This is a genomic window from Allobosea sp. P4_C6 (assembly GCF_056402015.1).
In genome coordinates this window covers 1-1,055 of sequence record NZ_JBFUIF010000270.1, presented here as the reverse complement: position 1 = coordinate 1,055, position 1,055 = coordinate 1, and the positions used below count along the sequence as shown (strand labels likewise).

The 1,055-nt window shown below is 62.2% G+C and carries 1 protein-coding gene and 1 pseudogene; both read right to left on the bottom strand.

Annotation, left to right across the window (positions count from 1 at the left end; translation table 11 throughout):
* Positions 1–722 (bottom strand): glycosyltransferase family protein (locus AC1DVA_RS28580; protein WP_476808155.1); only part of this gene is annotated, 722 nt, incomplete at its 3' end.
* Between the two features lie 42 nt (positions 723–764).
* Positions 765–1,055, bottom strand: a pseudogene (locus AC1DVA_RS28575) (class I SAM-dependent methyltransferase); the annotation flags it as partial.

The window sequence follows — 1,055 nt, the reverse complement described above, 5'->3', positions numbered from 1 at the left end:
GGTGTGGGAAGGATCAGGCCGGGGTCGATCAGCATCTTCCCGCCGGTCATGCCCGCGAGGCGGCGGTTGAGGGTCAGGTGCTCGCAGATGCTCGGTCCGTCCCCGAGATAGCTCCCCAGCCGATAGACAGGCGCGCGATAGAGGCACAAGCCATTGAAGGTCGACGAGCACGCGATCTCGCGATCGACGGTGAGCGCCCGCTGGTGCGGATAGATTCGCGAACAAAAGAAGCGATAATAGCTGAAGATATTGCCTCGACTCTCCGCCAGATCGTCCAGCAGCGTATCGAATGATCTGCAGTCGTCCTGAAATGCCAGGAGATCGTAATAATGGGGTCGCGACGTCGCTGACACGCCGAAAACGCCCGGCCGATCGAGCTTGGATGCGGCTTTGAGCAGTGCTGCGACGGAAGGCGGCCGGGCGATGACGTTGTCGATGTCGAGAACGCAGACGACATCGGGCTTGAGGTTCGAGGCCTCGCATTCCGTCTTGATCCGCTCGCGCCCGAGGGCCATCCGTTTGAGCCGATCGGGCTCGTCCGCCATGAAAGGCGTCGGCACCAGCACGAGTTGCCCGTCTGCCTCGGCATGTTGAAGCAGTGCCCGCGTCCCGTCACGCGAGCCATTCTCGCCAACGAAGGCGGCTACGCTCAATCCCTCGGAGCGCAACGCTTCCAACAGATCGAGGAAGCGCGGGATCGTCTCGGCACAATTCCTGGCCAAGGCCAAGAAAACAAAATCGCACCTCATTGTGGCGTCCCGCTCTCAGGCATCCGGGCTCCTGATGGCGATCAGCGATTTGGAGAGGAAAAGGACGTTTTCCGTCAGAATCCGCGCATCCGGGAAGAGCTCGGTGATCTGAGCCCGGTCGAGCATCGAGGTGCCTTCCACGATCCGCATGGCGTGGTCGAGGGAGGTCGCCTTGGCGTAGAAGCCGCGAGCCTTCGTCGAGACCAGGCGCCGCTGCAGCGGCTGGGGCAGCCAGTGCATCAACGGCGCGTTGCTGTGCGGGTCGAGAGGGAACCAGAAGTTAGGTGTCTGGACGTAGTAGCACGG